The organism is Flavobacterium salmonis (assembly GCF_903819435.1).
Lineage (GTDB): Bacteria > Bacteroidota > Bacteroidia > Flavobacteriales > Flavobacteriaceae > Flavobacterium > Flavobacterium chungangense.
The window spans coordinates 1-206 of the sequence record NZ_CAIJDP010000123.1 but is presented as its reverse complement, the minus strand read 5'-3'; the positions used below and the strand labels follow the sequence as shown (position 1 = coordinate 206).

Sequence of the window (206 nt, the reverse complement as noted above, 5' to 3'; positions counted from 1 at the left end):
TATACCTCTGAGCGAAAACCCGGAATTACTACTTTATGGATTGGAATACAGAAATTCAATTCAATAATGCAAGGGTGGAAGCTATTTGAAGATGTGTCCAGACGGTACCCTCCCATCGGGGCTAGGGGATGGTTTTTCAGAAGAATATTAGCGGAAATAGGATTTCAAAGGGTAATTAAAAGAGAAAAATCAGGCGCCAAGACTGA

Annotated in this window: 1 protein-coding gene; it reads left to right on the top strand. The window is 40.8% G+C overall.

Annotation, left to right across the window (positions count from 1 at the left end; translation table 11 throughout):
* The coding region (locus tag FLACHUCJ7_RS25185; protein ID WP_219634183.1) for a hypothetical protein at window positions 1-206 on the top strand (206 nt) is incomplete at both ends.